Origin of the sequence: Marinobacter sp. KM021, from assembly GCF_050707965.1 — a bacterium.
In the GTDB taxonomy this organism is placed as follows: Bacteria; Pseudomonadota; Gammaproteobacteria; order Pseudomonadales; family Oleiphilaceae; genus Marinobacter; species Marinobacter shengliensis.
This window is the reverse complement of the sequence record NZ_CP136129.1, coordinates 3,275,787-3,301,986: the sequence shown is the minus strand read 5'-3', so window position 1 is coordinate 3,301,986 and position 26,200 is coordinate 3,275,787. Positions and strand designations below refer to the sequence as shown.

Annotated in this window: 14 protein-coding genes and 1 pseudogene; 11 read left to right on the top strand and 4 right to left on the bottom strand. The window is 57.9% G+C overall.

Features of this window, described 5'->3' with window-relative positions:
* The first annotated feature begins 6 nt into the window (after window positions 1-6).
* From tssA to RVM24_RS15420, 7 genes and pseudogenes are all read left to right on the top strand, one after another.
* Window positions 7-1,449, top strand: a complete 1,443-nt coding sequence (gene tssA, locus RVM24_RS15450) for a type VI secretion system protein TssA (RefSeq protein ID WP_374787748.1) — start codon at window positions 7-9, stop codon at window positions 1,447-1,449.
* A 24-nt stretch (window positions 1,450-1,473) separates the two neighbouring features.
* On the top strand, window positions 1,474-5,067 hold the full coding sequence (tssM, locus tag RVM24_RS15445) for a type VI secretion system membrane subunit TssM (RefSeq protein WP_431474326.1): 3,594 nt from the start codon (window positions 1,474-1,476) through the stop codon (window positions 5,065-5,067).
* Window positions 5,068-5,169: 102 nt separating this feature from the next.
* Window positions 5,170-7,292: pseudogene (locus tag RVM24_RS15440) on the top strand (type VI secretion system Vgr family protein).
* 17 nt (window positions 7,293-7,309) lie between these two features.
* Entirely contained in the window at window positions 7,310-7,849 is a 540-nt protein-coding gene (locus RVM24_RS15435; protein ID WP_431474325.1) for a DUF4123 domain-containing protein, read from the top strand.
* Window positions 7,850-7,888: 39 nt separating this feature from the next.
* On the top strand, window positions 7,889-11,929 hold the full coding sequence (locus RVM24_RS15430; RefSeq protein WP_431474324.1) for a hypothetical protein: 4,041 nt from the start codon (window positions 7,889-7,891) through the stop codon (window positions 11,927-11,929).
* Between the two features lie 610 nt (window positions 11,930-12,539).
* Window positions 12,540-12,977 carry a hypothetical protein gene (locus RVM24_RS15425; RefSeq protein WP_431474323.1) on the top strand — a complete coding sequence of 146 codons (438 nt, stop codon included), beginning with the start codon at window positions 12,540-12,542 and terminating at the stop codon, window positions 12,975-12,977.
* A gap of 123 nt (window positions 12,978-13,100) precedes the next feature.
* Window positions 13,101-13,343: a hypothetical protein gene (locus RVM24_RS15420; RefSeq protein WP_106694067.1), complete on the top strand. Its 243-nt coding sequence runs from the start codon at window positions 13,101-13,103 to the stop codon at window positions 13,341-13,343.
* A 293-nt stretch (window positions 13,344-13,636) separates the two neighbouring features.
* On the opposite strand, the gene RVM24_RS15415 is transcribed toward RVM24_RS15420, so the two are convergent.
* The 4 genes from RVM24_RS15415 to RVM24_RS15400 are packed head-to-tail and all read right to left on the bottom strand — an operon-like array spanning window position 13,637 to window position 16,254.
* Complete coding sequence (locus RVM24_RS15415) at window positions 13,637-14,731, bottom strand: rhomboid family intramembrane serine protease (RefSeq protein ID WP_431474322.1); 1,095 nt, start codon at window positions 14,729-14,731, stop codon at window positions 13,637-13,639.
* A 29-nt stretch (window positions 14,732-14,760) separates the two neighbouring features.
* On the bottom strand, window positions 14,761-15,093 hold the full coding sequence (locus RVM24_RS15410) for a hypothetical protein (protein ID WP_431474321.1): 333 nt from the start codon (window positions 15,091-15,093) through the stop codon (window positions 14,761-14,763).
* A gap of 46 nt (window positions 15,094-15,139) precedes the next feature.
* On the bottom strand, window positions 15,140-15,835 hold the full coding sequence (locus tag RVM24_RS15405) for a PspA/IM30 family protein (RefSeq protein WP_072676040.1): 696 nt from the start codon (window positions 15,833-15,835) through the stop codon (window positions 15,140-15,142).
* A gap of 14 nt (window positions 15,836-15,849) precedes the next feature.
* Window positions 15,850-16,254, bottom strand: coding sequence for a YjfI family protein (locus tag RVM24_RS15400; protein ID WP_058091627.1), 405 nt, complete (start codon window positions 16,252-16,254; stop codon window positions 15,850-15,852).
* 206 nt (window positions 16,255-16,460) lie between these two features.
* Between RVM24_RS15400 and RVM24_RS15395 the strand changes: the two genes are divergently transcribed.
* The 4 genes from RVM24_RS15395 to RVM24_RS15380 all read left to right on the top strand — a co-directional run bounded on the left by RVM24_RS15395 (window position 16,461) and on the right by RVM24_RS15380 (window position 26,128).
* Window positions 16,461-17,087 (top strand): hypothetical protein, encoded by a 627-nt coding sequence (locus RVM24_RS15395; protein ID WP_058091626.1) that lies wholly within the window; start codon window positions 16,461-16,463, stop codon window positions 17,085-17,087.
* A 43-nt stretch (window positions 17,088-17,130) separates the two neighbouring features.
* Window positions 17,131-19,134, top strand: coding sequence for a flotillin family protein (locus RVM24_RS15390; RefSeq protein WP_286252385.1), 2,004 nt, complete (start codon window positions 17,131-17,133; stop codon window positions 19,132-19,134).
* A gap of 78 nt (window positions 19,135-19,212) precedes the next feature.
* Window positions 19,213-24,477: a DNA repair ATPase gene (locus RVM24_RS15385; protein ID WP_431474320.1), complete on the top strand. Its 5,265-nt coding sequence runs from the start codon at window positions 19,213-19,215 to the stop codon at window positions 24,475-24,477.
* Between the two features lie 34 nt (window positions 24,478-24,511).
* A complete protein-coding gene (locus RVM24_RS15380) occupies window positions 24,512-26,128 on the top strand; it encodes a hypothetical protein (RefSeq protein ID WP_431474319.1) in 1,617 nt (538 codons plus the stop codon).
* Window positions 26,129-26,200: the final 72 nt, after the last annotated feature.

The following is a 26,200-nucleotide window of genomic DNA, read 5'->3' as shown; positions in this document are numbered from 1 at the left end:
GCAACGATGCAGGTTATTGAGCAACACCCATACGTTGAACAGGTGCTCGGTGCGATTCCGGGGGAAAGCGGCACCGGCGACAGCCTGGCCGAGGACCCGGTGTTGGAGTTTCTGGAAGACGAAGTGATGAAAGTGGGTTCTCTGGCTCACAACGACATCGACTGGAACAAGGTTGAGAGCGAGGCCCTCAAGCTGCTGGCAGACCGCAGCAAAGACATCAAGGTGCTGGGTTTTCTGATGCTCAGCCTGCAGCGCAGTGGCGATGGCGAACGCTTTGCCTTGTCACTGTACCTGTTGCATCGGGTGTTGGATGGCTGGTGGGAGAACGCCTGGCCCTATCCCGGCGCCAAGGGCCAGCGTGCCCGAAAAATGCTGTTTACCCAGATGCTGCAACGCGCCCTCAAAGGTGTGGAGAGCCTGAATTTTGATGCCAGCGTGGGTGATGGCCGCCAGTACTGCCTGGATCTGATCGACAAGCTGGATGACCAGGCCAAAGCCAAAGACCTGCCGGGTGACGCCTTGTTTGATCTGAAGCGGGCGGCAGAGAAACTGCCCAAACCAGACCAGCCTGGCAGCCAGGCCAGTGCCGGGGAGCCTCAAACCGCTCCGAGCCAGCCGGCAGCGGCGGCAGTAAACAAGCCGGCGGCTACCACTGCCGCAAGCGCTTCACTGGGCAACCTGACACTGGACCCGAGTAATGAGCGGGCGACCCGCCAGAGCCTGCTGAAAGTGGCTGAGCTGCTCACCGGCACTGAGCCGGACAACCCCTTGGGTTATCAGATGCGCCGCCATGCCATCTGGCAAAGCATCACCAGCCTGCCGCCCACCCGGGATGGCAAGCGAACAGACCTGGCTGCTGTGAGTGCAGACCGGGTGGCGGAGTACAAGGAAAGTCTGGATAAAACCCCGGATAACGAACTCTGGCAGCGCATCGAACAGAGCCTGTCGGTCAGCCCGTTCTGGCTCGATGGCCATTGGCTCAGTGCCCGGGCGGCGATGGCGTTGGGCCATAGCGATTGCGCCGAAGCCATCCGGGAAGCCCTGAAAGCCTTTGTGGAAAGGCTGCCGGAACTGGCAGAGCTGACCTTCAATGACGGCACCGCCTTTCTCAGTGACGATGCCGCGGACTGGATGCATACCGCACCGGCGACGGTGAAAGGCAACGGCGGTGGCGCCAACCCCTGGGAGCAGGCGCTGGACAGTGCGGCTGAACTGGCAAGGCAGAGCAAACTGCCGGCGGCACTGGAGCTGCTGGAACAAGGCCTGGCCGATGCCCGGGAACCCCGGGAACGGCTGTACTGGCGTCTGGCCAGTGCCAGGCTGCTGAAAGAAACCGGCCTGAAAGCCATGGCCGCGCAACAGATTCAGGACCTGCAAGGGCAGGTCCGAGGCCTGGTTCTGGAAGACTGGGAACCCGGCCTGATCAAACAACTGGAACGACTGGCGTAACGCCCGCACGCATCAAACGCAGGAATGGAAACCATGTGGAGAAAAGCCTTACTCATTGGTCGTTGGCTACTGCCTCATCTTCGTAACGCCGCACCGGTCACCCTGGCGCTGGCGGTCATCGCCTTGCTGGTGGCCACCTGGTGGCTGGGCCCCCGCCTGGAAATTGGCGGAGAGTACCCGTTGATGGCCTGGCAGATGCGGGCCCTGGTGACCCTGGGTGTGATTTTGCTGGTGGTGGTGTTCTGGGGTATGGCCCTGGCTCGCCGGCTGGGCAAGGTGAATAAAGCCAAGGCCGAGGAGCAACAGGAACAGGAAGATCCGATCCTGCCTATGGAACGCCGGCAGCAGCGCTTGCTGGACCGCCAGTTGCAGGCCCTGAAAAGCAATCTGCCCGGCCGCAAAGGCCTGTACCGCCTGCCCTGGTACCTGGTGATGGGCCTGGAAGATGCCGGCAAGACCAGCCTGATTCAGCGGGCAGGGCAAACCTACACCCTCACCAACGTCACCCGGAATAACCGGGGCGACCGCAACCCCTTCGGTTTTGACTGGTGGATTGGCGATAACGGTGTACTGATCGACCCGGACGGCGAACTGCTGAGCCAGAACCAGGGCGAAGGCGCCACCGGCGAAATCCAGAACCGGCTGTGGAACCACTTTATCGGCTGGCTTGAGCGCAGCCGTCCCCAGCGCCCGCTGAATGGCGTGATTCTGGCCGTGGATCTGGCCCGCCTGAGCACCGCCAGTGATAAGCAGCGGGAAGCCCACGCCATCCTGCTGCGCACCCGCCTGCGGGAACTGATGGAACAGCTGGGTTCGCGGCTGCCAGTGTATGTCACCTTCACCAAAATGGACCTGATGTACGGCTTTGCGCCGTTCGTGCGTACCCTGTCAAAAGCCGAGAAAGACAAGGCACTGGGCTTCACCTTCCGACTGGATGGCCAGCAGGATCACGATCAGTGGCTGGAGCAGTTCGCAGACCGCTACAACGAGATGGTGGATGAGCTTAGCCAGCGCCTGCCGGATGTCCTGGCGGACACCCGCGATAACGAAGAGCGGGCCGCGGCCTATTCGTTCACTCGCCAGCTCGCGGGCCTGAAAACCACCATGGAGCAGTTCCTGACCGATCTGTTGTCGGCCGATGCCTTCTCCACGCCTGCCCTGGTCCGTGGGACCTATTTCACCTCGGTGCTGCAGGAAGGTGTGCCGGAAGATGCCTTTGTCTCTGCCGCTGCCCACAATTACCAGATGACCAGCCCCATCCAGCCGGCCCAGCGAGGCGGTCAGTCGGTCAGCCTGTTTACCAAAGGGCTGTTCCCGGAGGTGATCTATCCAGAGGCGGGCCTGGCGGGCGATAACCGCAAGGTGGTCGGCAAACGCCGTCGCAAAGTCGCTGTGGCCGCCGCCGTGGCGGTGTGTGCCGGTGCCGGCATGACCGCCGGCTGGCAGCACTATTTCATCAAGAACGCAGACGCCGCCGCCCAGGTGGAAAACCGGGTAAACGCCTTTATCAACAACTGGCAGCCGGTGGGCTACGAGCCCGACAGCACCGGCCGTAATCTGCTGCAACCGCTGGATGAATTGCGCGAGGCCACCATGGCCTTTGGCGACTACCGCAACGAGTGGAGCCTGGTAGCGGATATGGGCCTGTATCAGGGCCACAAAGTGGGGCCGGAAGTAGATGCCGCCTACCTCGACATGTTGGCCTACCAGTACCTGCCTGCATTGATGTTCGGCGTGATGGAAGAAATGGGCCGGGCACCTGACAACAGCACCGAGCGCCTGGAACACCTGCGGGTGTTGCGCATGCTGTACGACGCCAGCGGTCGGCGCAGTGACCTTGTTGCCGCTTACATGCGCAGCTACTGGCAGAACCGTTTCCCCGGCCAGCGGGAGGTGCAGAACCGCCTCTATGGCCACCTGCAATACGCCATGGCCCACACCAACCTGGCCGGCATGGCGGCCGAGGGCGACCAGACCGCCACCATGGCACTGGCACCGTTCCGCAGCAGTGTGCAGTGGGCGCAGCATGAATTGGGCCGGATCAGCACGCCAGACCGCGTGTACCGTGATCTGCAGGTGGAAGCCAACCGGGAATTCCAGGCACCGTTGGAGCTGGCGCGCAGCTCCGGGCCGGCCTTCTCCACCGTGTTCACCCGCATGGACGCCTACGGTGAACCGCTGGGCGATGAATTACCGTCCGCAGAGGATCCATTGTCCATCCCTGCGTTGCTGACCCGCGAAGGCCTGGAGAAGTGGTTTCTGCGCAAATCCGGTTCGGTGACCGAACTGGCGTTGGTGGATGCCTGGGTGCTGGGCCGGCGTAACGATGTGGATTTCAGCAAGGCGGACGAGGCAGAGCTGCTGGCCAGCCTGCAAACGCTGTATGCCGAGAATTATGCGGAAGCCTGGCGCACCGCCGTCAGTCGGCTGGATGTCCACCAGTTTGAAGACCTGAACCACGGCGTGCGCATTCTGGAAAGCCTGACCAGCGGCCACGAACCCCTGGCCCGGTTCCTTGGCCAGGTCCAGAGTAATACCCGCCTGATCCCGGTGGGTGACGGTGAAGCCGAGGCAGCCCGAAAACTGCTGGAACAGTCGCCCCATTTCCGTATGTTGCAGGATATCGAGCGCCAGTTCGCCGACCTGAACCGGCTGACCCGCAAGCAGGGTGACCAGCCTTCTGGCCTGGATGAAATCATGCAGGTGGTGGGTGAACTGCATGAATACCTACGCAACATCCAGGAGTCCCCGGATGCCGGCAAAGCCGCACTCGGTGCCGCCCGTGCCCGCATGGGCCTGCAGGGGGCAGACCCCATCTTCACGCTGCAGCGCATGGCCAACCACCAGCCGGAGCCACTGAACCGCGTGCTCAACCGGCTGGCCACGGAAAGCTGGCGCGTGGTGCTGGACCGCGCGGTGGCTCAGTTGGAGCGTGAGTGGTACCGGGAAGTTTACCAGCCGTTCCAGCAGAACCTGGCCCGGCATTATCCGTTCACCGCCGGTGCCGGTCGCGATGCCGCACTGCAGGACTTCGAGCGCTTCTTTGCCCCGGATGGCATCCTGGAAACCTTCTACAACGACAACCTGAAACTGTTCCTGGAAGACCACCCAGAACACGTGGGCGATGCCCGCCGGGCCAGTCTGGTGCGCCGCGACGTGGTGGCGTCTCTGGATCGCGCAAGGCAGATTCGCCAAGCCTTCTTCACCCGCAGCGGCACACTGGACGTAGAATTCGCCCTGGAGCCCCTGAACCTGACCAACAACAAGCGCCGGGCGGTAGTGAACATCGATGGCCAGCTGGTGGAGTTCTCCCATGGACCGCGCCAGAGCATACCGCTGGTCTGGCCCAATACCCTGCGGGATTCGGTGGAAAGCCGAATCACCCTGGTGCCGATTCAGGTCAATCGTTCGCCCCGGAGTATCTCGGAAAGTGGCCCCTGGGCATTGTTCCGCTTGCTCGACAAAGCCGAGATTGCCGGCGTCAGCAGCAGTGCGGTCGATGTGAAGTTCACCGTGGACGATGGCGAGATGCGATATCGCCTGCATGCGGCCAGTAATACCAACCCGTTCACACAGCAGCTGCTCTCGGGGTACCGCATACCCCGCAGCTTGTATTAAACTGTGTTCCGTCGCCCGGGCTTGAATGCCCGGGTTGACCGGAGCTTGCACCTGGATGGTGCCGGCTGAAACGGAAATGTTCATTCTTCAGGGACCGAAGTCATGCCCCAGGCAAGCGGATTGCAGTTCACCGCCCGTGTAGGCGAATTCCCCTCAGATCACTTTTCGGTAGTTGGCTTTAAGCTGTCCGAACAGCTGTCTTCCTTGTTTCATGGCCGGTTAGAACTGGCGAGCACCGACCCCGATGTGGCCGCTGCTGACGTTCTGGAACAACCGGTGGACCTGGTAGTCTGGCAAGACGGCCAACCGGTAAGGCGCTTTACCGGCGTAGTCAACGAGTTCGTCCGAGGCAACACCGGCCACCGCCGCACCGCCTACGAAGTGGTCATCCAGCCCCCGGTCTGGCGACTGGGCCTGATGCACAACAGCCGCATCTTCCAGACCCAGAGTACCGACGCCATCGTGCGCACCTTGCTCGAAGAGCGGGGCATCATTGATACCGTGTTCGACTTCAAACGCCCCCCTGAAGAACGGGAATACTGCGTCCAGCACCGGGAAAGCGACCTGCAGTTCATTGAACGACTGGCCGCCGAAGAAGGCTGGCATTACCGTTACCAGCACGGCAGCGTGGATGGCGAAGAACAACCGGCGTTAATCATCGCCGACCACCACGGCGACGCCCCGAAACTGGACCCGGTGCCCTGCAACACCCAGGCCGGCGGCAGCAGCAAACAGGCCTGCGTGTTCAGCTTCGCCTACGAAGAGCGCATCAAAGCCGCCTCCGTGGCCATGAAAGACTACACCTTCAAGAACCCCGCCTACGCCCTGATGCACGAGCACAGTGCAGGTGAGGTAAGTCACCGTGAAGACTACCAACACTACGACTACCCCGGCCGCTACAAGGCTGACGCCAGTGGCCAGCCCTTCACCCAGGCCAAACTGGACGCCCTGAGAAACGACGCCTCCCTGGCCAAGGGCGAAAGCAACCGCCCGGACTTCACCCCCGGCGCCAAAGTGGAATTGAGGAACACGACAGCCAGAGCCTGAACCGGGAATGGCTGTTGACCGCCATCACCCACACCGGCAAACAGCCCCAGGCCATGGAAGAAGAGGGTGGCAGCGAACCCACCAGCTACCACAACGACTTCACCGCCATCCCGGCCGACAAAACCTGGCGGCCAGTGTGCGAACACAAACCCATGATGGACGGCCCCCAGATGGCCATCGTCACCGGCCCCGAGGGTGAAGAGATCCACTGTGACCAGTACGGCCGGGTGAAAGTTCGTTTCCCCTGGGACCGCTATTCGAAAAACGACGAACACTCCAGCGCCTGGCTGCGTGTGGCCCAAGGTTGGGCCGGCGGCCAATACGGCTTTATGGCCCTGCCCAGAATCGGCAATGAAGTAATAGTTTCCTTCCTGGACGGCGACCCGGACCAGCCCATCATCACTGGAAGGACTTACCACGCCACCAACACACCGCCCTACGCGCTGCCGGAACACAAAACAAGAACCACTCTGAAAACCAAGACCCACAAGGGTGAGGGCAGTAACGAACTCAGGTTTGAAGACGAAGCTGATCAAGAGCAAATCTACGTTCACGCCCAGAAAGACCTGGACTTGCTGACCGAAAACAACCGCACCGAAGTCATCAAGAACGACAGCCACCTGACGGTGGAGAACAACCGCTTCAGCCACACCAAAGGCAACAGCCACCACACCGTGGACGGCGAGAAGCGCGAACAAACCGGCAAAGACCACAGCTTCAACGTCACCGGCACCCTGCACCTCAAAGCCGGCACCGCCTGGCTCAGTGACTCGGGCACCGAGCTGCATATCAAAGCCGGTCAGAAAGCGGTGATCGAAGCAGGAGCCGAAATCACCCTCAAAGCCGGTGGCAGCTTCGTAAAGATCGACCCCAGCGGCGTGGCATTGGGTGGTGCGAGTATCAAGGTGAACGCCGGTGGTTCTGGTGGCAAAGGCAGTGGGCAGAAGGTGCAGGTGCCGGAGCGGCCCGGGTTGGTGACGGCTGCAGGCGGGGTTGTGGCGCCGGTGGCGTTGGCGGAAGTCGATCAACGTCTGGATGCCGAGCCAAAAGCCATCGTTGCCCATCGCCTCAAGCAGGCACGCATGCAAGGAACGGCCATTGTTGAGCAGTGCCAGCAACAACCTGATGGCTCCTGTCCGCTCGGTAACTGCCCGTGCGGCAAGAACCAGTCGGCATGATCGGAGGGGAGAGGTCCGTGGCATTACCAAAACCTTCATCTGACAAAGTGCGTTACCTGGTGTTGGAATCCCGCCAGAATCCACCGGTTGTGCGGTCTTTGTATGCGCAGGCAGACAACCCGAAGTGGGTGCACCTGTTTGCTGAAACAGACTGGCAGCAATACCTGGCTGAAAGCCCCGTTGTCCTGGAAGCAAACCAGAGTAGCCCTGAATACCAGTGGGCGCTGAAAGGACTGAAAGAGGGACGATTAACGGGCCTGATTCTGGAGTCGTCAGAAGGGCTCGAGTCCGTCACGAAATGGTTAAGAGCGCGTCTGAAAGTACGCTTCGATGGGCAACGACAGGGCCTGTTGCGCTTCTATGACCCGGATGTTTGGTATCGGCTATCTCCGGTGGTCCAGGACCAAGCGGATGTAGTGGAACGAGTTATTTACTGGCATGGTGATTCCGGTGAGGCCCGCTGGCTAACCACCGAAAAACCAAGCCCGTTTAACATGTTCCCTGTGCCCACACTGAACGAAAGCCAATGGCTGGCATTGAACACCGTTACTGCCTGAAAATGAATTCACCGCTAAACAAAGCAAGGAATGACAGGGATGTCTGAGAACAACTCGAACCAGGTTGCCGGAAGCTGTGGTCCCGCCTGTGAGGGCGAATCACTGATTATTGAGGTGATGGGTAGGGATCATCCGGAGGGGCACAGTTTCAGAATCTTTGATGACACCAACTACGAGCAGCAGGAATGGTTGGAAAACCAGGTCCAGATTGAGCCCTTGGAAGACTCAGTTTTTCACGTTTGGCCCTGGCGAGGGCAGCCTACTCGCAATGTCTGGATCGAGATTGAAGCCGATGGCAGCCCGATTCGAGTACCGTTCCTGAAAGGAGCAGCTGACATTGATCGGGAGATCGAGCGGCAACGTCATGTGATTTTACCTGTTGTTCCCGCCACGCTGATCTCTGGTGTTGAGTTGCATGGAAGCAACCCGGTTCACCATGTACTTGCTAGATCTGGATTCCTGTACCTGTTTCACGAAGGAAAGCTTTGGCGGGAACTGGAGATCCAGATTGATGCAAGTGGCGTTACCCGATACTGCGATGTTGCCTTGTCTGACTACCGTGCGGACGATGGCAAACTCAGGGCTGGCTATCGCGACGTGACTGGAACCGGTCTTGAAGAAATCTGGCTGCCAGCCAGGATCGATGGTGGCTGGCTGAACCTGCAAGCAGCGTACAGTGAATCACAGTGGCCGGGTGAGCGGGTGAATCACCTTGAGCGGTCAGATCGTGACCGCTCAAATCGCTGCAACCTGATCAGGATGCAGTTTGACACGAATCAGAAAGAGGACGTTTCCAACCTAAGTGTGTCAAACGGAAACACCACAGCGTTTCTCGCCCAATATTTGGAGCCGCAGAGGCCAAGAAAGCCTGCTCTGGAGTGGCAGTTTGATCGCCCGGAAAAGTACTTGCTGGATCTGGACGGGATATACCACGACACAGCGATGCGGGCTGCAGTGTCGATGCACCAGCGGCAAGAGGATCCTGATCCGGAAGATCCGGTTGCTGAAGATGAACGCCCAGAGATGACGGCGTTGTCCAATTGTTTACACAACACACTGCAGGAGCTGAACCTGGCTGAGGCGGAACGGTTGCAGGAATGCCGGCCGGACGAGCCGGAGCCATTCTCTTGGGATGGCTCGGAATCTTGTGTGGCGGACTGCACAGAGCATGCCAAGACTCGTGGTATTGGTGCGATCCGGTTGGATGATCCGGTTTATCAGTTGCGATATAACCAGCGTCGTCGTCAGGTGGCCGCCTGGTTCATGAATGCGGCAGTACGGCGGGCCCGGTTCAGGCCCTATTTCGATTCTGCATTGTTGGTCCACTCAGTTCTTGAGCCTGAGTTGATCGGCTCTGAGCCAAATCCGCTCCATAAGCACATGTCTGAGGTAAACAGAGATGGCAGGGTGGAGCTGGAGCGTTCGCTGTCCGTGTCCGAGCGAGCAATGGCCAGGCAATATCTGGATCGCGTTCACACGGAATTGTTAGAGCGGCTATCTGATGAGCGCACTCATCATGTGCTGACAGACCTGTTCACCCATTCCAGTTACGACTATGCAGGTGCATTCAACTTTGTGACTTCTCTGGTCATGAATCTGGTGACAGAGCCTGCGGAGTGCGATGCTCTCGACGTAGATGTTGAAGGGGCCGTGGATGGCCAAGGGAAACGATGGCTTGAAGGCTTGTGTGAGGGCCGTCACAGCCGGGTGTTACATTCCTTGCTGTTCCCCCGCTTTCAATCGGAAGACCTGGAAAAGCCCTATGAGGCGCCCGCTGAACCTAAGCCCAATCACGGCAACGGCAGGTTCCGGGAGACGGATCTGGCCGCAATGGCTGAGATGGACTTGCCAGACATCGACGATCTCAAAACCATGGACGGGCTTGAGCTTGCCGTTGAGGCTGCTGCAGGTGCCTACGAAACAGTTTTAACGACTGGCATGCGACTTGGTAGCCAGGTACTGATGAGCGTTCACGGCAATATGTGGGCTGCCATCCATCATGCAAGTCATGCGATTCAGGCCCGAAATAGTGAACTTGCAGATATTCGCGAAGAACTTGAAACCCTTCGGACGCAAAAGACCGAACTTGAAAACCGGCGTTGGGCCGTTGAGCGAAGGTTAGATAACCTCAGAGGTAAGGAAGCAGAGCTTGCGGATATTCGGAACCGACTGAGCCAGATGGAAACCCGTTACCAAGGGTTAATGCTACAACAGCAAGCAATTGCAAAAACAGCGATTCTCGGCCGGATGAAGCTCTACTCCGGATCAATCGAACAGTTGCGCCGCTCTCTACCAGGTTTGCTCGGGAAGATGGAACTTAAACGTTTTTCCAAGGCGTTGCAGAAGGATTATCTGGTTATTGAGATCAGCAAGAGCCGGCTAAGGCAGTTCACTAATCAACGGGATATCGCGTTGTTCGGGGACTTTGTTCAGCAGGGGGCTGATCAGGAAGTTCAGGCGTCCACCAATAAGAAGCGGAGCAGCGCAGCCGGTATTGCTTCAGACGTTGCGGATGATGTTTATGTGTTGGTTATCCCGAAAACCGAAGCAATTGCCAGAGCGTTGGAGGAGATCTCTGCTGCAGAATCCCGGTTTCGAGAGGCAGTGCATGCGTTGGAAGCTCTGGAAGGGGCACTGGATAACGCACCGAACACCCCTGCAGCTGCTGCCGCGATAGCTGCGCGAAAACTAGATGCTGCGAAGCAGGAGTTGGACACCGCGGAGAGAGAACTGAAAGCGTTTGAACGAGATAGCGCGCGGGTTAATGGAAGAGAGCAATATGTAAGTGAACTTGAAGCAGCGAATGATGCTGCTAACCGGGTTGATCAGGCCGAGATCAGCAGTAAAAGATCCAGCCGACTGTACCGAGTGCTGAACAAGCCGGTTTTTCCAGTGTTTGTTGGCTTGATGGAGCTTCATAACAGTTCGAGTGTTTGGGTCGTCCGTGCACAGGAAGCTCGAGTCAAAGGCGCTATTAGCGCAGATGTTCGGATGCTAAGCGCTGGGGTCGATTTGATAGCGGCCGGCGCGGCGATCAGTGAACGTTGGGTAATGGGACCATCCAAGATTCTTTCCTTAGAATTGCCGGGAAAGGCTGGTCAGATATTCTCTCGCCTTCTCGGGACATCACTAACGATAAGAAGCGGCTTGGGTGCAGCGGCCGGGTTTTTGATGGCATTGGATGCTGGATTTGATGCCTACTACGAATACCGTATGGGCAATACGGGGGCGGCGATTGGCTATGGTCTTCTCGCCGGAAGTGGTGTGGCGTTTGGCTTTGCCAGCCTGGTGGGTAAGCCGGCTCTGTTGCTGGTGCTTGGACCAAAAGGCTGGCTGGTTGCCGGTGTGGTACTTGCGGTGGCAGGTCTAGCCACTGTATTGGCCTTTAGTGATGAGCCTCTGGATATCTGGATGAGGCACGGACCTTTCGGACCATTGAATGAAAAGCCCTTTCTAAAAGAGCCGGAGGAAGCATACTATCGATTGATCAGCCTTTTGATGGGCGTCTCAGTCCGACTAGAGTACAACCCTTTACGTCTGGCTGCCCGTGAGGCCCTGTCGTCAGAAGAAGTTGAACCTGATGGAAGGACGCTTGCGCTGTCAAATTCCGGTGAACGCTTGGTAATCGAAAGTGCTATTCCTGGGTTGTTCAGTTCTGGGATGTTTTCCAAAGTTATCGTCAAGCTCCAACTTTTTGAAACGATTGCGGTTACCAGAGGAAGAGGCCAGGTCCGCGTAAATAAGATAGCTGGAGACGATGTGGAACAGTATCGACTGTTGACGGAGCAGTCTGAAACAGGAGCGCACGTCTACCTTAATGCTCCCGCCAACGAGCGACGGCAGCTCGACAGCTGGTTCTGGGAGGGTGATGTATGGGAAACAAAGACCTATCGTTGGCAGGCTAAAGTGCAGATTCAGGCGAGTAAAACACCTGGTGGTTTGTTGATGGTTTTCCCGGCCCCGCCTCCCGAGGATTCTTTGTCCTTTAACAAGGATAACGATTCCCATAGCAAACCTGAGTTCAATCGAAACAACCAGCCGTTCTGGTACAGTCAGAGAGTTCAGGAAAATGTTGAATAATTTATCCAACGCTGCTTGCGCCGGTGATTACTATGGTCAATTTGCTTACCGTTCTGATGTTATTCCTCCTCAGAAGAATCAGGTAGAGGAATTGAACCGGACAGGACTGGATCGGTCCGCCAGTCTGCGACTGCCATGGGGTGGTACCCGTGAGGTGGTGCCGCCGACATTTCTGTCGTCAAACCCACCGAAGAAGCTGCGTAAGCTGGAGAGAAAGGAGGATCTGGCGGATAAGCTCGGGCTGTATGTAGAGAATAGCCACGAGTGTTTCCGGCACGCGCCACTTGCTTTGCATACGCGTCTTCTAGATGGGATATATGTTTTCGGAAAGCTCTGGGCTTACATAGTCTCTCCGATGTACGCGATAGTCTTGGTGCTAATGTCTCCCTTGTTTACCCCCTCGGATAGGGGCTATTTCGAATATTTTCATAGTTTGGGTTTACCCCAGCTTGTCCTGTTTTTTGGGGGCTGGGTTCTCATGCTTAGCATAGATATAGTCTTCCGTATTTTCCCCAAATGGCTCCACCAAAACGGCCGAGGCCCCGAATGGGAATTCAACCGCCGCACCGGCATGATCAAGGTCTGGCAATATTCTCGGAAACCCCCGTTCGTGCCCCGAAAGCCTCCGGTCGTGATCGAAAAACCTTTCTACGAATTTGATGCCTGGTGCTGCGCCCGGGTAGATCGTTTCGGCACTCTGTTTGATCTGGTGCTGTCTCACCGGTATAGCAAGCTGGACGTCACCGTTGGCGATATCCTTGGAGCCCACGGCAGCGCCACCATGTGCTACGCCTACTGGGACTTTATCCAGAATTACATGGATATCACCAAGCCCCTGCCGGAGCTTCCCTTGCTTGAGCGATACCGCCCGCTGGACCCGGCCACGGCAGAGCATGACCTGAAGACGAGCCGGCCAGCGCGATACTGGCGGGACATGGACGATGAAACCTTCAAGAAGCACGTGGATCGGATGTTCACCGAAGTCACCATCATTGACACCGCCCAGCGTCGCAATGTGATGGCGGAAAAGTTGCAATACGCTTCATGAATACTCGCTTCACCGTATTCCAGTGACGGAGATGACAGCACCTTGTCATGCCTCCACCACTCTGAAATTACACTCGTCCATAATCGTCAACCATCAACAACGTGTAACCACAAGGAGAAAACCATGTCAGGAAGTCGCGATCATCTCGAAATGTCATTCATGTCAATCCAGTGCTTTGCCGATGACGGCAAGTTGGATGCCGAAGAACTAGGATCAATCGTTCGTATCGCCGAGCGCGATGGTGTGATTGATGAGAACGAAATCCGGGTACTTCGGAACATCATTTCCAGGATCAAACCGGAAGAGGTGGATGACGCCATGCGCCGCCGCTTGCAGGAAATTGAGCGAAAAATCAACGCAGCTTGAATGACGGCCCCACTGAGTGGGGCTGTGTTTTTTAGGGAGCCAAGGAAAAATTACGTCATGGACGAACAATCAGTTGTAAGTATTGAGGAAACTGGATAAGTCGTCGCCAGCAAAGACTGCATTGCTCTGGTGCGACGTTGGCAGCGACTTATCTTCTATGCTGTTTTCTCTGAGACTGAGGAGGGTGACTAGACGCCCGCACTGGTCGAAGTTCAGGGCCATCTCGTTTTTATCGCATCGCCTGACCGGGCTGGTGATCTTGGTCAGCATCCAGTGAGCGCATGCGGCGGTATTTACCGTCGCAAAACCGCCTCCGGCTGATTCAACAGCGCAATCAGCGGATTCTTCCTGAGCACGTAATCCCGCATCAGATACCCCAATAACAGCCCCAGGGCAAAGCCACCAAGATGAGCTGCCCAGGCTACGCCGCCCTGGGCGGTAAACATGCCGAAAAGGTTAATCAGGCTCCAGATCAGGAAGTACCAGTGAGGTGCCAGTTTCTTCTGGTACACGATGATCATGAAGGTCAGGCTGGCGTGGCGGAACCACAGCAGGTAAAGCCCGAACAGCGCGGCGATGGAGCCGCTAGCTCCCACCAGCAGCAGTGGCCCTTGGGCGGTGTCGAAGAGCATGAGCTCAGCGAGGGCTGCCATCACGCCGGCAAACAGGTAGATTGCGAGAAAGGCGCCATGGCCGAGTGCATCCTCCAGGTTGTCGCCGATAATCCAGAGAAAATACATGTTGCCCACCAGGTGCATCAGCCCACCATGAACAAACTGGTAGGTGAGCAGTTGGAGCACGAAGTGCGCGGGGCTTTGGGTGTCTGAGTTCAGCCCCAGATTGACGAATATCCATTCGTTGGTGGCCGGAGCGAACATCCCCGCCACAAAAATCAGGCTGCACAGCGCAATCAGCGAGCGGGTAACCCAGGGCGTGCGATGTGGCTGCACGTTGTATTCCACGGGCATGGATGTGAGGAACTGGAACAGCCAAGACTTCCAGGTGACTTTTTTGTTCAGATCGGTCAGCGCCTGCTTTAGCTTTGGTGAGTGCATCACCTGATCAATCTCATGCTTATCGAGCCAGACACCGTCGCACTCGGGGCAGCAATCGATTTCGGTGGTGTAGTGTTCCAACAGCTGGTAATGAACCATCGGCACCTGGCAGCGGCGGCACTGGCGATCGCTGGGGCGCAAAGCAGGCCCGAGGTGGAGTTCATGGTCGTAGTCATCAATGCAGTCGTGCTGATGGGCGATGGCGTGGTTCAGAGCGCCGTCTTCAAACCACAGGCCATGGCATTGCCGGCAGTCCAGTATGGACGGGTTGCTGGTGGCAGCGAGGCTGTCGGTTTTGCAGGCTGGGCAACGTTGATGTCGAATTCTGGGCATAACTTCCTTTCCCTGGATACTTCCTGTGATTACTGGTCGGATTCCGCCAGATAGTGCCTGGCAAACGCCTGCAACTCCCCCGCCACCCGCTGCCGAATCGCGGCGCGGTCGTTGGGATCAAGCTCGTACTTCTTTGCCAGTACCTCAAAATCCTCATCCCGCAGGGTGATGGTCAGCCGGGGCCTGGTGCGATTCTTACGGTAGGGCAGTTGCAGGACTTTGCGCACCATATCAGCGGTGGTCATGTCCTGCAGGGCCGCAGACACCCGGAAGGCGCGCTGGATGTCGTTGGAGAGATCAAAGGCCAGTTGCACCGCCTGAACCGCTTGTTCTTCTTTTGACCAATCCGGTTTCTTTGCCATTGGCTTAGCCTGGATAGGCGCCCCCGTGTTGGGGGCGCGCAAAGTGTTACTGAGCCTGGTTGCCTTTCAGACGGGCAAGGACATCGTTTACCGCGTCTTGCTCGCTATCAATGCCAGCCGCTTTCAGTTTCTCATCCAGGTCGGCCCCGGTGAGTTCTTTCTCAAGCGTAGCGCTGGCGTTTTGCCGGTCTTCTTCCCGGGCCTGGCGGTCACGGATGCGCTCCAGTGTTTCCTTGGCGGTGCTCAGGGAAGACTGGTTGCTGTTGATATTGGTGTCGATCTGGGCGGTGGTGCGCAGCACCCGCTCGTTGGTTTTCACCACCTGCAGTTCCCGGCGGTAGTCAGCCAACTGCTTTTCTGCCCGTTGTACGCGCTCTTTCAGGCCGCTGATGCGCTGTTGCAGCAATTCGCGGGTCTGGGTCAGTTCCCCAGCGCGGCGTTCGTGGCCCACAATGCGTTCTGCCACTTCCCGGGCCAGGTCTTCCTGGCCGGCGGCCAGGGCTTTGCTGGCGTCCTGTTCGCGTTTGCTGGCGCTGTCCTGCTCAACGCGGATCTGCCGGGCCAGCGATGCGGATTCGGCCATCAGGGCAGCCAGTTCCTGCTTGGCCTGTTTCAGTTCCTGTTCGGCGTCTCGCAGTTCCTGTTCCAGAATGCGGTTGCCCTGGCCATCCACAACGGCTTCACCCAGTTCGTTAACGCCACCGCGCATGGCGGTCAGGATTTTCTTCAGTACGGTTCTCATGGTTCAGCCCTCACTCAAGCCAGGTAGTCTTCAAAAGTCTGTAACAGGTCGATGGCATTCTCGGCGAGCGTGACCAGTTCCTGCATGATTTCGGTCGTACCGGAGGTGGGGCTCAAGGCGCCATACACCACGTAATGATCGCCGGTTCTTCCCAGTGCGCTGAGGGGCATGGGTACGCTTAGGCGGAGCATGTTTTCATGCAGCTCGTTCAGGCGTTCCGGGTTCAGTTCCTGTTCGTCAAAAAGGTACGCAAGGCACAGAATCTGGGTGTCGGTTACGGTAACGTACACCGGCGTTTCTTCAGCGCCGGAAACGACCACTTGCAGTACCGGCTCGTCACCGGCTACGGGCATCACATCAAAGGTACGGCCTGCATGGGTAGCATCACCCAAGGCCAGGGTGAGGGATTGAGTGTCCACGAATAGCTCCTTCCTGTGGCATTGAATCGGTTCGGCCGATCCGGACGAACCTTGTCCTGTCGCTTGACATTTTATGTCAATAATCCGAGTCTATACTCCGCAATTAAATATTTGCAAGAAATAGTTTGTTTGCGTTATAAACAACGCCTAATTGTTGACATGAACTGTCACCCCTTGGATTTACCGGAACGGATGTCTGGTCGCGTATGGAAACATTCTTCGCAGTTGCGTTCTCCTTCCCGACGGTGGTTTTCTCCGTACTGCTTTGCGTGGCCATTATTTACTGGCTGATTTCCCTCTCTGGTATGGGTGATGTAGACGCCGAGGGTGATCTTGATGTTGCTGGTGATTTCAGTGGTTTGATGGTGACTCTCGGCTTGCAAGGTGTGCCCCTGCCGCTGGTGCTCACCCTGTTGTTCCTGGCTGGCTGGTTGACCAGTTATTTCATTGATCTGGCCTTGGGCGCACTGGTGCCGTCGGGCATTCTGCATTGGTTGTACGCGCTGGCGGTGCTGTTCACAGCCCTGGTTGCCGGCCTGTTGGTCACGTCCATTGTCGTTCGCCCCCTTCGGCCCCTGTTTCGCCGTGCCTATCTGCCGCCTCTGCAAAAACGCATTATCGGCACACCCTGCGTGGTGATTTCCTCCTCGGTTTCTGAAACATCCGGGCGGGCAGAAGCCCATCTGGACGGTGCTCACCTGGTGTTGCAGGTGCGCAGCCATTCCCCGTTGTCCCATCGGGAACGGGCCATTCTTATTGAACACATTCCGGACGCCAACGCCTGGTGGGTGGTACCGGAATCTGAGTTTCTGTCCGGCGGTTCCGCCGGTTAACCCTGCACAAGCGTCCTTCCAATCAGCTCAGGAGAAAGCGTAAATGGATTTATCTTGGATCATCCCGGTCTTCATGACTGTCGGCGTTCTGGTCTTGTTGATACTGGGCATTCTGGCCCTGTTCAAGGCTTTCTATCGCAAGGTTGATCAGGGCCAGGCCCTGATCGTGAACGATCTGTCGCCCACCCCGAAGGTGTACTTCACCGGGGCCATGGTGCTGCCGGTTATTCACCGTTCCGAGACCATGAAAATCTCGGTCATTACCCTGGAGCTGAACCGCACCGGTAAGGAAGGGTTGATCTGTAAGGACAACCTGCGGGCGGATATCACCGTTGCTTTCTACCTGCGGGTCAATGAAACCGCAGAAGATGTGCTGCGGGTTGCCAAGTCGGTAGGTGTTGGCCGTGCTTCTGACCGCGATGCGGTCAACGAACTGTTCAATGCCAAGTTCAGTGAAGCGCTGAAAACCGTTGGTAAGAAAATGGAGTTCATGCAGCTGTTCGAAGAGCGGCAGCGGTTCCGGGATTCGATTGTTGAGACCATCGGCGAAGATCTGAATGGCTATATCCTCGAAGACGTGGCCATCGATTACCTGGAGCAAACACCGAAAACCTCTCTGGATCCAAACAACATTCTGGATTCCGAAGGCATCAAGCGCATCACCGAAATTACCGCACTGCACAACGTAGAAACCAACCGCCTGGAGCGTGATCAGGAGCTGGAAATCCAGCGCAAGAACGTCTCCGCCCGTGAAGCATCGTTGGAGTTGGAGCGTAGTCAGGCCGACGCAGAAGCCCGTCAGCGCCGTGAAATTGAAACCCTGCAGGCCCGTGAAACCTCGGAAACCGAGCAGGTACGTGAGCAAGAGCGTGCCCGTGCTGAAGCCGCCCGCATCAAGACCGATGAAGAGCTGGCGATTGCTGAAGAAAACAAACAGCGCCAGATCGAGATGGCCATGAAGGCCCGTGAGCGTGCGGTGCAGATTGAGGAAGTGCGCATTCGCCAGGCCCGTGAGCTGGAAGATGTAAACCGTGAGCGCGCCGTAGAGATCGAGCGCATCGGCATGGAGAAGGCGCTGGAAGGCGAGCGTAAGGAAATTGCCGACATCACCAGTCAGCGTATTGCGGTTGAGCGCAACGTGGCGGAAGAAGAAGAGAACATCAAGGATGTGCGCAACCGTTCTGAAGCCGAGCGCCTGAAGGTCAAGAAAGTGGTAGCTGCTGAAGCGGATGCCGAAGAGCTTAAGTTGATGGACGTGAAAGCTGCGGAAGCCGCCTTCGAACGTTCCAAGTTTGAAGCTGAACAGGTTCGAGTCAAAGCCCAGGCAGACCTGGATGCCGCCGAGAAGAAGTCGGTTTCGGATGAGAAGCTGGCCCGTGGTCGTCAGGCCATGGCAGCGGCCGATGGCCTGGCCGATGCCCAGGTCAAGGAAGCTCAGGCAACTGCGATCCGTGCGGATGGTCTGGCCCGTGCCGAAGTTAAATCGGCCACGGCGAAGGCTGACGAAGAAGCTGGCCTGGCTGAAGTGCGGGTGCTGGAGCAGCGCCTTGAAACCGAAGCCATGGGTGAAGAGAAGCTGGGTCTGGCCAAAGCGGATGCCCGCAAAGCCATGGTGCTGGCGGATGCCGAAGGCGAGCAGCGTATGGGTCTGGCCAAGGCCGATGCCCGCGAAGCCATGGCCAAGGCCGAAGCGTCTGGCCTGGTCGAGAAGCTGAAGGCCTACGACAACATGTCTGAAGAGGCTCGTCACTTCGAAGAATTCCGCATGAACCTGGAAGTTCATGAGAAGGAAGTGATGGCGCAGATCGAAGCCCAGAAGACCGGCCTGCTGGAAAATGGTCGCGTGATGGCGGCGGCCCTGAAAGACGCCAAGTTTGAAATGATTGGCGGCGACGGCGGCATCTTCGAGAAGTTTGCCCAGGGGCTGGGTTACGGCAAGAGTGTGCAGGGCGTTCTGGATAAGTCGCCCTCGCTGCAGGCAGCCCTGGCCGGCATCGCCGGACGGGTTTCCGGTGAGAAGTCCAGCCGGACTTCGGAAACCGCCTGAAGCCCCAGCGACCGCCGGTCCAAGCACCGGCGGTCGCTGTTCCCATTCCGATTTCCCTTCAGTTCAGGATGATTTGGTATGTCGACGGATCGCACCGGCCTTGAAAGCATTGTTCAGGAAGGCTCTGCCTTCGAAACCATCCAGCGGCGGCTGAAAGAGCAGGGCGGACAGCTCCGGGAGCAGGTGTCCGGGTTGAATCAGGCCCGGGAAGAGGTTTTCGGCAGTGCCGGCATGAACGTACTTGGCCGGGCCCGGGTCAGAACCGAAAACAATGCCATTGCACGGGATGTGGTTCGTCTTGGGGACAAACTGCTGTTTGGCTTCAATCTCCAGCTTGGCTTGCGCAAGTCCCTGGCGGTTGAGGATGTGTTCCGGCTGTACCACCTGAATGACGGCGACAGCGGTTTCGAAATGACCGAAGCCGCCATCGAAGGCTCCTTCCTGACCGATGCCCGCTTTGCCACAGACTTCCGGGAACTGCAGCAGTACTACAACACCGCCACCCTGTCTCAGCTGGTCATCCTCAAGGGCATGTTGCTGATGGCGTTCCGTATTGGTGACAAGCTGGACGACCTGAGGGTGTTCCGCTGGGAACTGAAGCCGGATGGCAACGTAAACCGATACGTGGACAACCGGGGCGAGCGCGACCTGACCTTCCCGGACCGTTTCAGCTTCCCCTGGAAAACCGTTGGCCGTGACAGCCAGGTACAGGGCCGTTCGCCGCATCTGAACATTGCCGACACCCTGTTTGTTGACAACCTGCGGGGCAACATCACCTTCAAGGTGGAGAACAACACCGCCACCGGCGAGGGCATCTATCAGGACGCGGTCGAGTCTGACTCCCAGTCCCTGGACGACGCCAGTTTCGACTACGCCGACCTTGGCGAGATTCTGCTGGTGCGGATTCTGCCGTTCAATGAAAAACACTGGCGCTACTATCTGTTCAATCGCACCCAGCGCAAGGTTGAACGGGTGGATGCCATGGCTGGTTCGGTGGCGTCGTTGCCGGACAATCATGGCCTCATATTCCCCTCCGGCTATTACCTCACCACCGGTGAGCTGAAAACCTTCCAGATTCCGGAAGGGGATTTCCGGCTCAAGCGCACCCTGCGCTCACCGAACGGTGAGGACATGCTGTATGTGTTCTACGAGCAACTCACCGGGCAGGTGATACTGTTCAGCTACAACCTGATTCGGAAACAGGCGGATGTGCCCCTGATTGGCCATGGCTTCGCACTGTTCGAAAACGGTCATCTGGTGGTCTTCAATGCCGATAACGAACCGACCCTGGTGCACCCGCTGCAGGTATGGGAAACCCCGTTTACCTCCGAGAGCTTCCATGCCCAGGCCAGCGTGGCAAACGATTCGGAACTGGCTCGGATTGGCAATCCGGAACTGGTCCGGGGCATTGCCGAATTAAACACGGTAGTGACGCTGGTGGACTCCTCCAGCGCCAGTGAGCGCCACTTCACCAGCCTGATTCGCACCGTTGACCGGGTGCTCGACCAGTTCTTCTGGCTGTCTGGCAGGCAGGAAGAGGTTCTGTTCTCTGGGCTTCATCAGCACCTGACAACCATCCGTGGCACTGCGGAACTGGTACTGGATGAGTATGAGAAAGTTCAGAGCATCCGGGCGCAGACGGAAACCGCCATTAATGATGTGGCTGAGGCTCAGGGCATTTTGATGCGAGACCTGAAGCCGGACAGCTGGAAAGCGCCGGATCAGTTTGTCAGTTACTTGGCCCGCCTGCGCGAACATCGGGGGCGGGTGCGCACCCTGAATGATCGGCGGTATGCCGATAAAGCCCGTATCGAAACACTGGAAAGTGATCTGGCCGACGCTGAGGAGCGGCTGACGGAGCGAACCTTCCGTTTTCTGGCCTCAGCGGAGGCGCTGGATGGCTACCGCAAGACCCTGACCGAATTGCAGACCGACCTGGCCGAGGCCGACACCCGGGATGCCCTGCGCAAGATTGTAGACCGCTACCGGGAGCTGACTTCCGGGCTGGATATGATTCAGGGCATGCTGGCGTCCATGGCCGGTGACGATGCCGCGCTGGAAACCGCCATCACCGATAACATCTCCGGCATCTACGCCACCATCAACCAGCAGCGTTCGGAAGCGGAACTGCGCTTGAAAGAGCAGGGCAGTGCCGAGGCCCGGGCCCAGTTTGCCGCCCGGCTGCGGTTGTTTGAGCAGAGCCTGGCCAACGGCGTGAGTTCCCTGACCGATGTGCGGGAATGCGATGGCCTGATGACCCGTATGCTCGACCAGTTGCAGGAACTGGAAAGCCAGTTTGGCGAATACGATGAGTTTCTTGCCGCCATTCTGGAGCAGCGTGAGAACGCCCACGAAAGCATTGAGGCCCGGCGCCAGCAACTGCAGGATCAGCAGCAGCGCCGGGTAACGACACTCACCGATGCCGCCGAACGCATACTCCGGAACGTCACCCGGCGGACCGAGCGGTTCGCCAGCCCGGAAGAACTGCACGCCTTCTTCGCCTCCGATGCCATGGTGGCGCGCCTGCGCAGCATGGCCAAAGAGCTGCGGGAGCTGGGCGCGGCCATGGAAGCGGATGACTGCCTGGGGCAGCTCAAGGCCGCCCAGGACACCGCGCTCAGAAGTGTTCGCGATAAAGCCGATATCTTTGAAGACGGCGGCGCGGTCATCCGTTTGGGCAAGCACCGGTTCAGCGTTAACCAGCAGGAGCTGGACCTGACGCTGATCCCGCGAGACGACCACGTGCTGCTGCACCTGACCGGCACCCAGTATTACGAGCGCCTGGACGAGCCAGAGCTGGACCGCCTGCGCGGCTACTGGAATATGAGCCAGCCGTCGGAGTCAGACAGGGTCTACCGGGCCGAGTACCTTGCGGCACTGGTGATCGAGGAATTCCGGCAGGCATCTGATCTGCCCGTCAACGTGGCCGATCTGAATGAGCTGACCGACTACATCCGTAAATTCGCCTCCCCCCGCTACCGTGAGGGCTATGAAAAAGGCATTCACGACCACGATGCCGCTTTGATCGTCAGTACCCTCTGGCCGGCTATCCAGAGCGCGGGATTGCTTCGATTCAGCCCCAAGGCCCGTGCCCTCGCCATGCTGTACTGGGCCGAGGTGGCCCGGCAGGATCTGGCGGCACAACAGTTGCGTTCACGCTGCCTGTCTGCCGGTATTCTCAGCCGGATGATGCAGTCGAACGAATTGTTGTACTCCCTGGAGCAGGAACTTGCTCCGCAGTTGTCGGAGTTTGTCGCCCATCATCAGCTGGCGCTGGCGGAAAAAGGCAGTGCCGAGCGTACCCTGATTGAGTCGGCGGCCCAGTATTTAGTGCAGCAGCTGGCGGAGGAAAACGAGCAGTTTGATATCACCCGTTATGCGGGTGAGCTGGCGGCCGGTTTCACCGAATCCCTGAAACGGGATAACCAGTTTGCGCAGTACCAGCAAGCACTGGATGTGGTGAGCGGCCAGCCGGCGGCTCGCTGGACCATTGCCCAGCATTGGCTGAAGGCCTGGATGGGCAAAACCGACCAGCAACACCTGATGCATTACCTGCCGGAAGTGGTGGCCGTCCTCAATGTGGGCGATGCCATCAAGACTGGCGTTCGCAGCGTTGAGTTGGCCTTTCATGTGGAAGGCCTGCTGGGCCAGCACAGTCGCATCAACGAGCGCATCCTGAGCCTGCAGCTGGACGAGTTCGATGAGCGCTTGCGCTACCACCGCCAGGAAATCATTCCCGGCTGGCAGCAATTGCAGGAAGTTCGCCACAAAGTCCTGGAGAGCTGGCGCGATCAGCTGCGCCTTGAGGAGTTCCGGCCCCGGCCGCTGTCGTCTTTTGTGCGCAACAAACTGATCAGCGAAAGCTATCTGCCGATCATCGGCGACAACCTCGCCAAGCAGATGGGCACCGCCGGTGAAGACCGGCGCACAGACCAGTCCGGCCTGTTGATGATGATTTCGCCACCCGGCTACGGCAAGACCACCCTGATGGAATACGTGGCAAACCGCCTGGGCCTGATCTTCATGAAGATCAACTGCCCGAGCCTGGGCCACGACGTCACCTCGCTGGACCCGGAAAAAGCGCCGCACTCCACCGCCGAGGCAGAGCTGATCAAACTCAACCTGGCCCTGGAAATGGGTAACAACGTGATGCTGTATCTGGATGATATCCAGCACACCCATCCGGAGTTCCTGCAGAAGTTCATCTCCCTGTGTGACGGCACCCGACGCATTGAGGGGGTCTGGCGCGGCCGCACCCGCACCTACGACATGCGCGGTAAACGCTTCTGTGTGGTCATGGCCGGTAACCCCTACACCGAGAGCGGTGAAGTGTTCAAAGTGCCCGACATGCTCGCCAACCGGGCTGATATCTACAACCTGGGTGACGTGCTCTCAGGTATGGAGCACGCCTTTGCACTGTCCTACATCGAGAACAGCCTGAGTTCCAACCCGGTGCTGGCGCCCCTGGCTACCCGTGGCATGGCGGATTTCTACCGCTTTGCCGACCTGGCCGAAGGCAAGTCGGTGGCGGACTCCGATTTTGAACACGATTACAGCGCCGCCGAGCGGGACGAAATTGTCTCCCTGCTGAAAAAAATGATCCGGGTGCGGGAAACCGTGCTGCGAGTGAATCAGGCCTACATAGCCTCCAGTGCCCAGGCCGAGGCCTATCGCACCGAGCCGACGTTCAAGCTGCAGGGCAGTTACCGGAACATGAACAAGCTGGCAGAGAAGCTGTCGCCGATCATGAGTGAGGAGGAACTGGAAGCCCTGATTGATGACCACTACCAGGGTGAATCCCAGCTGCTGACCCAGGGCGCGGAAGAAAACCTGCTGAAACTCAAACAGATGCGCGGCACCCTGAGCGAGGCAGAAGCCGCCCGCTGGCAGTCGATCTGCGAAGAATACCGCCGCCGCCAACAGGCCGGTGGTGATGAAGAAACCGGCGTGAAAGTAGTGCGCCAGCTGGGCCTGATTTCCGAGCACATGCAGCAGTTGGGACAGCAATTGGTGGCCGGAATGGACAGCCGAAGGGAGTCCGAACCAGATCTCGACAAGGCCTTGAGCCAGTTGTCCCGCTCCCTGGAAACCGGCCTCACCGAGGGCCTGCAATCGGTGCAGCTCAACCCGGCGGTCACGGTCAACCTGGACAGTCCACCCCAGGTGGGCGATGCCCTGATGGCGTTTGCGAGGATCTTCGAGGAATCCATTGTGCCACTGGTGAAAACCATGGATGGCAAGCTGGACCTGGACCTGAAAACCCAGCAGGAAATGAGTCGGGTGTTGAGGGTGATTCGGGATCTTCAGGACAGATTGCTGACGCAGGATCGAGCTCAAAGCTAAGCCGTTAATAATGCAAGCAAGGATGTAGTCCATCATGATCAAGGAAGATTTGGCAGTGCCCACAGCGGCACAGTTTTTAGAAACACTCAACAGCGGTGATCACCTGAAGCTCATTCGGGAATGGCGCGATGTGGTGTTTCACACCGTATTCGTCAAGAAACACTCTGGACTTGAATTGCCAATGCTCTATCCGGTTGACGAGCATCAGAGCTTTCTGGCGAGCCCGGATGCCAATGAAGTTCAAGAGGCATTGGAAGGCTTTGCCCTTCCGGACGATGCCGACGTTTTCGTTAAAGCGGAACCGTTACGAGAGCTGGCCAGAAACGCCCATATGTTGGGAGCCTGGCTGAACTGGCTGGGTGCCGAGATCATCATGAACAGCTCACTCATGGAACTGTTGGGGATGAAAGCTCTGGTGACAGTGGAAGGTGGGCAAGAGAAATTGTATCAGGCAAAAGTTTATGCCTCCCCTGCACTGAACAATACGGGCCCCTCGGCCAACGCAAGCGCCCAAATCTGGAACATCAGCCAGGTCGTTGGCGGGTCCGACATTCAGCGCTCCCAAGAAGTCATGATTTATGATGACAGCAAATCTATTGCGTTCGCAGAGAATGAAGGCTCGATTCTCTCTTCACGCAAATTAAGCCAGTTGACGGCGGATGAAGCAGCGCTCTTCGACAAATGGGCGGCGCCGGTATATGACTTTGGGGCGTTAACCCAGGGTGAAGAGAAGGGGAGCGACTCTCTTATTCAGGACACTTACGTTCCCCACCCCTCATTGCTTGACGATGCGTTATTGAATTCATTCCGTGAACTTGAGCGGGCGATTAACAATGAGATCATGCCCGATGCAAGCCGCCTTCATCTGGAGGTTAGCAAAGAACAGGTTTTCGCCGAAATTGAAGAGTCGGGAGATGACAGCCTGGATCGCGTTGAGGGCCGGAAGTTCTGCATTCTTTTTGAGGATCACCCCGAATGGTGTCTGTTGCTCGGTGGCGATGGCCTGGCACTGACCGATTACTCCGATGACGTCAGGCTACCGAGCTCAACGGGTCGCCATGAGGTGCCGGAGCCCTTGCGCCTGAAAGTGGTTCGGGCCATTGCCTGGACGTTATTCTGGAAGGGGCGTGAGCCTGGTAAGCGGGTGTCGCTCATTCCCGGCCAGTTTGCAGGTCTGAAGCCTTTTCGCCCGGATAATCTGAACAGGATCTTTCATCCGCCACTGGATGACACCCGGTTCCCGGTGCTGGCTTCCATGCCTTGTGGCGTACAACCGATGCCCGTACTGGTGCACGGTGAGATACCCGAAGGCTACGTGGTTGAAGCACTGGAGGATCTGAAAGTTCAAGCTTCAGATCTTCCCCGGGGAACACCGCGCCGAGACAGCATACTGGTGAATGACGCGGTTCATTTTGGCTCGATGTGCGGCCCCATAGTGGTGCCACAGAGTGCCATCGAATTCCCGGATGAGTGGTACACAAGCGCTCGAACGTCCACCACCCAGCTAATTTCTGATTTCAAGTTCTTCCTGCAGAGCCAGCCCCGGAGGAGGTCTGCGCCCGGTAAAGATCTTGATAGGCCTGGGGCGGTGATAGGCATCTGCGTTGGTGTCATGGCCTTTTTGTTATTACTGGTTGTCATGCTTGGGTGATAGCAGGCTGATCCGAACCTGACTGGTCGGTATTTAACGCAGATAGGCAAAGAGGGTGCGCTATGCGCACAT

Bases quoted from the DNA above. Each gene is read 5' to 3' on its own strand.
- tssA (WP_374787748.1), top strand. From the start codon at position 7: ATGCAGGTTATTGAGCAACACCCATACGTTGAACAGGTGCTCGGTGCG.
- tssM (WP_431474326.1), top strand. From the start codon at position 1,474: ATGGAAACCATGTGGAGAAAAGCCTTACTCATTGGTCGTTGGCTACTG.
- RVM24_RS15430 (WP_431474324.1), top strand. From the start codon at position 7,889: ATGTCTGAGAACAACTCGAACCAGGTTGCCGGAAGCTGTGGTCCCGCC.
- RVM24_RS15420 (WP_106694067.1), top strand. From the start codon at position 13,101: ATGTCAGGAAGTCGCGATCATCTCGAAATGTCATTCATGTCAATCCAG.
- RVM24_RS15415 (WP_431474322.1), bottom strand. From the start codon at position 14,731: ATGCCCAGAATTCGACATCAACGTTGCCCAGCCTGCAAAACCGACAGC.
- RVM24_RS15410 (WP_431474321.1), bottom strand. From the start codon at position 15,093: ATGGCAAAGAAACCGGATTGGTCAAAAGAAGAACAAGCGGTTCAGGCG.
- RVM24_RS15405 (WP_072676040.1), bottom strand. From the start codon at position 15,835: ATGAGAACCGTACTGAAGAAAATCCTGACCGCCATGCGCGGTGGCGTT.
- RVM24_RS15395 (WP_058091626.1), top strand. From the start codon at position 16,461: ATGGAAACATTCTTCGCAGTTGCGTTCTCCTTCCCGACGGTGGTTTTC.
- RVM24_RS15390 (WP_286252385.1), top strand. From the start codon at position 17,131: ATGGATTTATCTTGGATCATCCCGGTCTTCATGACTGTCGGCGTTCTG.
- RVM24_RS15385 (WP_431474320.1), top strand. From the start codon at position 19,213: ATGTCGACGGATCGCACCGGCCTTGAAAGCATTGTTCAGGAAGGCTCT.
- RVM24_RS15380 (WP_431474319.1), top strand. From the start codon at position 24,512: ATGATCAAGGAAGATTTGGCAGTGCCCACAGCGGCACAGTTTTTAGAA.